Origin of the sequence: Enterococcus sp. FR204 (assembly GCF_031143325.1) — a bacterium.
Lineage (GTDB): Bacteria > Bacillota > Bacilli > Lactobacillales > Enterococcaceae > Enterococcus_B > Enterococcus_B faecium.
Map to the genome: position 1 here is coordinate 1 of NZ_JAKZIW010000068.1, position 8,325 is coordinate 8,325.

The 8,325-nt window shown below is 32.6% G+C and carries 7 protein-coding genes and 3 pseudogenes; 5 read left to right on the forward strand and 5 right to left on the reverse strand.

The annotated features are described in order from the left end of the window. Positions 1-193 precede the first annotated feature (193 nt). From RG571_RS11285 to RG571_RS11300, 4 genes are all read right to left on the reverse strand, one after another. On the reverse strand, positions 194-409 hold the full coding sequence (locus RG571_RS11285) for a bacteriocin (protein ID WP_002295295.1): 216 nt from the start codon (positions 407-409) through the stop codon (positions 194-196). Positions 410-993: 584 nt separating this feature from the next. Continuing rightward, the gene (locus tag RG571_RS11290; RefSeq protein WP_002331254.1) at positions 994-1,215 is read right to left on the reverse strand and encodes a hypothetical protein; all 222 of its coding nucleotides are present in this window, start codon (positions 1,213-1,215) and stop codon (positions 994-996) included. A gap of 114 nt (positions 1,216-1,329) precedes the next feature. After that, on the reverse strand, positions 1,330-1,497 hold the full coding sequence (locus tag RG571_RS11295) for a class IIb bacteriocin, lactobin A/cerein 7B family (RefSeq protein ID WP_002295575.1): 168 nt from the start codon (positions 1,495-1,497) through the stop codon (positions 1,330-1,332). Between the two features lie 18 nt (positions 1,498-1,515). Beyond that, entirely contained in the window at positions 1,516-1,692 is a 177-nt protein-coding gene (locus tag RG571_RS11300) for a bacteriocin (protein ID WP_002298841.1), read from the reverse strand. A 285-nt stretch (positions 1,693-1,977) separates the two neighbouring features. Here RG571_RS11300 and RG571_RS11305 point away from each other — a divergent pair. The 5 genes and pseudogenes from RG571_RS11305 to RG571_RS11325 form a co-directional block, all read left to right on the forward strand. Next, positions 1,978-2,716, forward strand: a pseudogene (locus tag RG571_RS11305) (type VI secretion protein ImpB); the annotation flags it as partial. Positions 2,717-3,006: 290 nt separating this feature from the next. Beyond that, a complete protein-coding gene (locus tag RG571_RS11310; RefSeq protein ID WP_002294088.1) occupies positions 3,007-3,852 on the forward strand; it encodes a PRD domain-containing protein in 846 nt (281 codons plus the stop codon). Further along, positions 3,845-5,701: a PTS beta-glucoside transporter subunit IIBCA gene (locus tag RG571_RS11315; RefSeq protein ID WP_193504020.1), complete on the forward strand. Its 1,857-nt coding sequence runs from the start codon at positions 3,845-3,847 to the stop codon at positions 5,699-5,701. The genes RG571_RS11310 and RG571_RS11315 overlap by 8 nt, the downstream gene beginning before the upstream one ends. Before the next feature lie 11 nt (positions 5,702-5,712). Next, positions 5,713-7,139 (forward strand): annotated as a pseudogene (locus RG571_RS11320) (family 1 glycosylhydrolase). A gap of 312 nt (positions 7,140-7,451) precedes the next feature. Beyond that, positions 7,452-7,826 (forward strand): iron-sulfur cluster biosynthesis family protein, encoded by a 375-nt coding sequence (locus tag RG571_RS11325; RefSeq protein ID WP_002339586.1) that lies wholly within the window; start codon positions 7,452-7,454, stop codon positions 7,824-7,826. 114 nt (positions 7,827-7,940) lie between these two features. On the opposite strand, the pseudogene RG571_RS11330 reads toward RG571_RS11325, so the two are convergent. Continuing rightward, a pseudogene (locus RG571_RS11330) lies at positions 7,941-8,325 on the reverse strand (alpha/beta fold hydrolase); the annotation flags it as partial.

Consider the following 8,325-nt stretch of genomic DNA (forward strand, 5'->3'; position numbering starts at 1 on the left):
ATTTAAAAAAAAATAATTTAGAGTATAATTTATGCATTTTTTTAGCAGTAATTATAAATTTAGGATTATTTATTTTTTCCGAAACTATATTAAGTAAGATTTTACTATTGATTGCTATTGTTTTATTAGTTATTCCTAATTTCATGCAAAAAAAGAAGAGAAAAAACTCGTAATGAGTTTTTTCTCTTCTTTTTTAGTTGCATTTAGAGTATACATTTGCTAACCCAGCAGCCCATGCTAGTGGTCCTTTTGGGATTCCAAATAATCCCCCAGCAATTGCAGCACCACATTTTGCTCCACCTTTAGATAAGTTGTTAGGTCTATTTAACTCATTAGGCATTCTGTGATCATTTTCTCCACCGATAATTTGTTTCATCTCTTTCGTACTTAATTCTTTTACATTTTGCATATTTAAACACGTTCCTTTTAGAGTATTTTTATTACGATACTAGTGTGACATATATCTATAGCAAACAGTTAAAAACTTCCTGAAATAAGGTAATAACATTCCTGAAACCTATAAAATTCATCTGTTTTCATTTTAGATGAAGCGACAAATGGACTTGATAAACTACTAGAACATGAAATGATGGATCGCCTTTTAAATTTAGCAAATAAAACTCTTATATTTATTGTGCATCATTTATCGATTGCAAAATCTGGCGATAAAATTTTAGAATCCTATACATATATTTGCTAATGTACCTAAACTTTCCTGAAAGTCGGCACACGAAATGACAAATCTTCAGCAACTTGCTTCAGTTTTGTCATTACTTACTAAAAAGGTTTGGCAATCTCTATATTTGCTGCAAATAATCGCTTGTCAAAGGGGAGCAATCTCCCCCTTGAATTCCCCTCAAAACCCAAGCTCAATAATACAAAAGGCGGCTGGCATTTGCCAGCCGCCTTTTGTATTATTGAGCTTGTTTCCTTTTCGGTTAAATTGTTGATTTGCAACAATCAATAATAAACAACTAACTACCAATACGGAATTCACTTTCTGTTATTTTTTTTAAAATAAATTAATGAATATAAGAACCAACATATATATATAGACATAGTTCCTAATAAAAAGCTCAAATAAAAACTGTCTATATATTTGACTAAAATTTTATTTAATAATTCTCCGAGTATTAATCCAATTAGAGTAATAATCCCTATAATTGAAGCTTTTTCTAATTGAAGCCATTTCTTTACAGATAATTTTTTATTCATTTAATTTTTCCTCTTAATCATTAACCATACAAATAATCCTTATAACGAGAACAAGCTTTTGATAGTTACTATGCTATTAATTTTAATTAGAGATATAAGTCTTTTACCACATTTTTATTTTCTACGTCCACCATTCCAACCTTTTTTAAATCCTGAGATTATTTGATCTGAATGATCCCATGCATCTTTTACTAAATAGCCAAGGCCAGCAACTATAATAGGTGCTATTCCTCCTTGAATCTGTAGAAGTTCTTTTTTAGATAACTCATTATATTTTTTCATTAATATTCACTCCTACGCTTACCCTAAACTTTTCGATAAACAATATCCAGGAATTATCATGTGTTTAACAGGATGGTTTGTTATACAGTTTGCTTGTTTACCCATAAATTGTCCTACACCATACCAAAGACTATCATTAGAGCCACCGATAATTTGTTTCATCTCTTTTACAGAAACTTCTTTTACATTTTGCATATTGGAACTCGCTCCTTTTATATTATTTTTATTACGATACTATCATGACATACATCTATAGCAAACAGTTAAAAACTTCCTGAAATAAGGCTTTTTCATTCCTAAAACCTATAAAATTACAATTTAATTTTATTGAATATGTTATTTTAATAACTAGTTAACATAATATGTAGTTTCTTATACGGAATAAACATGAGTTGTCTTGTTTGTTTAGTGCTATTTAGTTTTCTTCTTTATATTTCCTAACTTACGTTTGTGTAATGTAAAAAAGAATGGGTGTTATTCATGCTGGATTATTCGAAAGAATCAGTAAATGATTATTTTCTAATCGACATGAAGCCTTTTTATGCGAGTATCGAGTGTATAGAAAGAAATTTTGATCCATTAACAACAGAACTTGTTGTTATGAGTCGCGCTGACAATACTGGTTTAGGATTGATATTAGAGCTTCTTCTCCTGAAGCAAAAAAGCGGTATGATATTACAAATGTGAGTAGACCACGTGATTTATCACAACTATTTCCTAAAACATCATACGTTGTTCCACCACGTATGAACCTATATATCAAGCGAAATATGCGGGTAAATAATATTTTCAAAAGATATGTGGCTGACGAAGATCTACTGATGTATCCAATCGATGAACCCATTTTAAAAGTGACCAGATCACTGAATATTTTTACGACTGAAGGAACAAGAAGTCAGAGAAGGAAAAAATTCGTTCAAATGATCCAAGAACGTATTAAAGAAGAATTAGGATTGATTGCTACGGTAGGTGTCGCGGAGATAATCCCCTTTGGCCAAACTCGCCTTAGACAATGAAGCGAAGCACAATGAAGGGTTTATTGCTGAATGGACGTATCAAAATGTTCCTGAGAAAGTATGGAATATTCCTAAAATGACAGTCTTTTGGGGCATAGGGTCTCGAATGAAAAAAACTCAACCAGATGGGGATCATGAGTATTAAAGACCTTGCTAACTGGAATCATTATACGATTAAGAGTAGGTTAGGTGTGATTGGCTTATAGCTGTACTTTCATGCAAATGGTATTGATCGAACTGACATAGCAAATTATTACTGAGATGATTAAAAAAACTAATTTATAAGCAATGAAAACGTTGACTTATAAAATGAAATAAAGTATATTTATTTTGTAAGAAAAGAAAAAAGAACTTGAGATAGCGACGCAGTTATCTCTAGAGTTATGTTACTGATAAATCAGGCAGAACTCAGAACTAATATCAAGTAAAGCTTTATGATCAAAAGCTTATTTGATATTGGATCTGAGTTCTTTTTTCTGGAAAGGAGAAACTAATGAAAGTTAAAAAGATTATCAATAACAATGTAGCTTTAATTGATCGGGGAGGAAATGAAGCAATTATCTATATGACAGGGATTGCTTTCAAAAAAAAAGTTGGCCAACGCATTAATGATTCCGAAATTGAAAAAACATATGTTTTAGATTCGAAAGACCGTTTAGAACATTTTAGCTATTTGTTATCGCATTCTGATGATAGACTGATCTCTATGATCAACGAGCTCGTTAGTTATGGAGAAAAGGAAATCGGTAAAAAAGCAAATGATTATCTTTATTTAGCTTTATTAGATCATCTCTCCTTTGCATTGAAACGCTCAGAAAAAGGACAATATCTTAGAAGTCCGCTCTTTTGGGAAGTTAAAAAGTTTTATCCAGTTTATTACAAAATCGGTTTGGAAGCTTTAAAAATGATGAAGAAATATTTTAATCATTCCTTTCCCACAGATGAAGCTGTTTCAATTGCCTTACACTTTGTTAATCTTCAAGAAAATCAGGTCAATTTTGATGAACAGATAGAAGATATGGAGACACTAAGAGACATGTTGAATATCATCAAATATCATTTTAGTTTATCTATTGACGAAGAGAGCATCAACTACATGAGGCTAGTGACACATTTACAGTATTTTATTGAACGATTAAGAAAAAAACAAGCATACGTTGAAAATGAATCTCAGTTATTTGAACAAGTAAAAAAACTATACCCTAAAGCATATACAGCTGTAGAAAAGATAGAAATATATGTAAAAGGAAAGTTCAACACCTATTTATCTCAAGATGAATACACTTATTTGATGATTCATGTTAATCGCGTAGCGGAAAGAGGCGACAATAATGGATAAGTATCATGATTTTAACAAACATATTATTGAACTTGTTGGAGGAAAAGAAAATATAGAGGCAGTAGCTCACTGTATGACACGGTTGCGTTTTACTCTTATCGATAAAACGAAAGCGCAAACAAATAAGCTTAAAAACTTAGACGGTGTGATTGATGTAGTTAGCAATAACGTTGCTTATCAAATCATCATAGGTACACATGTTAACGATGTATATAAAGAATTGATGACTCAATTAGAACTATCTCCCAAAACTACTTTAGAAGAGCAAAGTGGAAAAAAAAATCCAATAAAAGCAGCACTTGATGTCATATCTGAATCTATGACACCGATACTTGAACCTATTATTTGTGCTGGATTATTTGCTGCTGTTTTATCCATTGCTTCTTTAACTGGAATAATATCACCAGACAGTTCAACCTATCATATTTTTGATGCTTTGCGGTCTGCTGTATTTTATTTTCTACCTATTTTAATGGCTATGAGCTGCGCAAAACGATTAGGAGCAAGTCCTTATTTAGCAGTAGCACTTGCTGCTACTATACTTTCAAGTTCTATCAATGATGTGAAAGGACTGGAGTTATTTGGTATTGGATTACCTCAAATTACGTATTCTAATAGTTTTATCCCTATTTTACTAGCTATCTGGTTTATGGGGTACGTAACTAAAGTAGTTAAAAGAGTTATACCTAACACACTCCAATACTTTTTAACCCCTTTGTTAGTAATGTTAATTACTTTACCAGCAACGTTATTGATTTTTGGACCTTTAGGATTTTATATGGGAGAAGGAATCATTGGATTTTTTAATCTACTGATGAAATATGTAGGTAGTTGGTTTGTCATGATGTTATACTCTGCTCTTCAACCATTTATTATAATGTTGGGCGCAGGAAACTTTATCATGCCGGTTGTAGCTTCTCTAATTGCAGCAAATGGGTATGACCCTGCATTTATATCTTCATGTACAATCTCAGATATTGCTGTTGGGGGAGCAATGCTTGGGTATTTCTTAAGAACACGGAATTTAAAACAAAAACAATTATTTGGGACAGTAACACTTTCTGCAGTACTTGGAGTGACTGAACCTGCTATCTATGGTGTCTTTGTTAAATATCGTCGACCATTTGTTGCAGTAATGATTGGAGGAGGACTTGGTGGATTATTTGCTGGTTTGACTAGTGTTAAAGCTTATTCTGTTGCTTGGGGTTTATTTGGCCTCCCAGCGTATATAGGTGAAGGAGATTTCATGAACTTCTGGTTTATGTTAGCGGCAGTCGTGATTAGTTTTGCTGGATCAGCTGTAGCTGCTTATCTCTTAGGCGTCCCTGCACAAGAAGAGGATCAGGAGACAATCAACCATATAATTGCTGAAAAAGGGAAAGATAAAAATCTGCGCACTTCTTCATTGGGTAATGTAGTAGAAGGAGAAGTGATTTCTTTAAATGAAGTTAAAGATCAAGCTTTTTCAACAGGAGCTTTAGGAAAAGGGATTGCAATCAAACCAATAGATACACATCTTTATTCTCCAGTGGATGGGGAAATCACGGTAGTTTTTCCAACGAATCATGCAATAGGTATCCAATCACAAGATGGAATTGAAATACTAATCCATATTGGGATCGATACAGTAGAGTTAGAGGGGAAATATTTTAATTTAAATATAAAACAAGGAGATAAAATTCAAAGAGGACAACTCCTTGGAACAGTAGACTTTGATAAAATACAAGAAGCTGGTTATGATACGTCTACTATTGTAGTTGTCACGAATACCGATAGCTATTTAGACGTCATTCCTTCAAATTCAGAACAAGTAATAAAGACAGATAATCTACTAAACGTCATTTTATAGAAGGTGAAAAAATGAAATTGAAAAAGAATTTTTTATGGGGTGGAAGTATTGCTGCACATCAATGTGAAGGAGCCTGGCAGGAGGGAGGAAAAGGACCAGCTATCATGGATTATGTCAGACAAGGAAGCTATCAGGTCCCACGCCAAATCGATACAATAATTTCTTCTGAAGCTACGTATCCCTCACATATGGGTATTGATTTATATCATCAATACAAGTCAGATATTCGTCTGTTTAGTGAAATGGGATTTACAGCATTAAGAATATCAATAGATTGGTCTCGTATCTTTCCTAATGGAGATGATGAGCAGCCGAATCAAGAAGGAATTATGTATTATATAGATGTGGTGGATACGTTGTTGTCTTATGACATTGAGCCAATTGTAACATTATATCACTTCGAGATGCCAAAAAATTTAGTCCAAAAGTATGGTTCATGGACTAATCGAAAAGTAATTGAACTTTATTTGAAATTTTGTCAAACTATGTTTGAATCTTTAAAAGGAAAAGTCCACTATTGGGTTACATTTAATGAAATGAATCATATTGATCCTCAAACAGAAGCTACAGATATTTTTACGTATATTATCGCAGGTTTGAAGTATTCTGAACTCGAAAATAAATCGCAGACATTGGCTGAGATCGGATACAATATGACAGTGGCTAGTTGTTCGGCAATAGTTTTAGGAAAAAAATAGACCCAGAAAACAAGATTGGTTGCGTATTTGGAATCGAACCTGTTTATCCAGTAGATTGCAATCCAACAAATGTGATGAATGCTTTTAAACAAATGGATCGAGATTTCTATCAAATAGATGCTATGTGCACAGGAAAGTTTCCAGACTATAAAATCAATGAATATGCAGACCAAGGAATAAAGTTGACCATAACAGAGAATGATAAATATATGTTTTCTAAAGGAACACTTGATTTTATTGGTATGAACTATTATGCATCATCTGTTGCGAAGTACGAAGGAGCAGCTGAAGAAAAGAGTGCCTTATTTGGCGGTCTTCAAAACCCGTATCTTGTGACTAGTAAATGGGGATGGACCATTGATCCGACGGGTTTACGGTATCTGCTGAATTACACTTATAGAAAATATGGACTCCCTATCATAATTACAGAAAATGGATTAGGTGCCATAGATGTTTTGACAGATGATAAAAACATACATGATGAATATCGCATCGAATACTTAAAACAGCATATTCAACAAATGAAGATTGCAATTGAAGAAGATCAGGTAGATTGCTTTGGGTATCTCACGTGGGCACCCATAGATTTAGTAAGTGCTACAACAGGCGAAATGAAAAAAAGATATGGGTTTATCTATGTAGACAAAGACGATGAAGGAAATGGAACCTTAGAAAGGTACAAAAAGGACTCTTTTTATTGGTACAAAGAAGTGATTGGTTCCAATGGAGATATTTTGTAATACCTGTTTAACATAGAAGGAGTTATAGTAGTTATATTCATATAACAAGTAGTTAGCTTAGAGTAATATTACTAAAGGACCAAAGTTCTATCTTAAAAAAATAACTATCTTTAATATATAAAATCAGCAAATCATAACCACCCTTTAAAAAAGAGGGGCAGGGTGTAGACAAAAGTATCAGTCTACACTCTGAGATGTAAGAAATATCATAAGATATTTCTTACATCTTTTTGTTTTGAGCAGGACTTTAGATAATTTTATTAATATATGCTAGCATGCTTTTGTAAGAAAAAGAAAGAGGGCGTATTAGTTATGTATCTTAAAATTACGGAACAAGCACAAGAAAGATTACAAAAATATATTGATGAAGGCGCAACAGTTATATTGGATTTAGATGATGGCGTTGGGGAATATTCTAAAATGGGTGTTTGCTCTTTAGATACTAGTTTTCGTTTACTTCTTCTTGCTAAAGAACAGAGAAAAAATGATTATAAACTCCAATTAGATAGTGATATTGGGGATGTTTATATAAAAGATTATTCAAAAATGTACATGGATGAACATATGACCCTTTCTTTAGATCCACGTCTAGGTGTATTTACTCTTGAAAGTCCAAGTGGTTCTTTAGACAGTCATGTTCAATTAGTAGATTTACGACCAGAAAAATTCTCTGGAATAAAACAATAACTTTCTCTCTATTGTCCATAAAACTAGTCTCAATCAAGCTGTATTGAAAAAACAAGACAACATTCTTACCATGGTAAATAAAAAGACGACACATTTTGTCGTCTTTTTTTAAAATTAACTATTTTCGATAAATACTAACATATATTGTACTATTGTCTCTGGTTTTTCTTTATTCAATTCATGTTTTCCGTTTTTAATAAAGAGTAGCCGGCTATTCGTTGAAAGTTTATATAAACGTTTTGCTGCTGGTTTATTCGCATGATCTTTGGTACCACATAAAATCAATTTAGGAAGTCGTGATGTACGAAGCTGTTTTTTTGCAGTCTAATGTTTCAAGTGAACGAAGTAGGGTAAGGGTTTGTTTTTTAGATAGACCTAATTTTTCAAATATCTTAGAAGGTACGCAGTAAAAATAAATATTCTGGAAAGTAAGCAATAAGCGATTAGGAGACTCAAATTGTGGAGCGACTAAAACAACCTTTTTTAAATATGGAGAAGG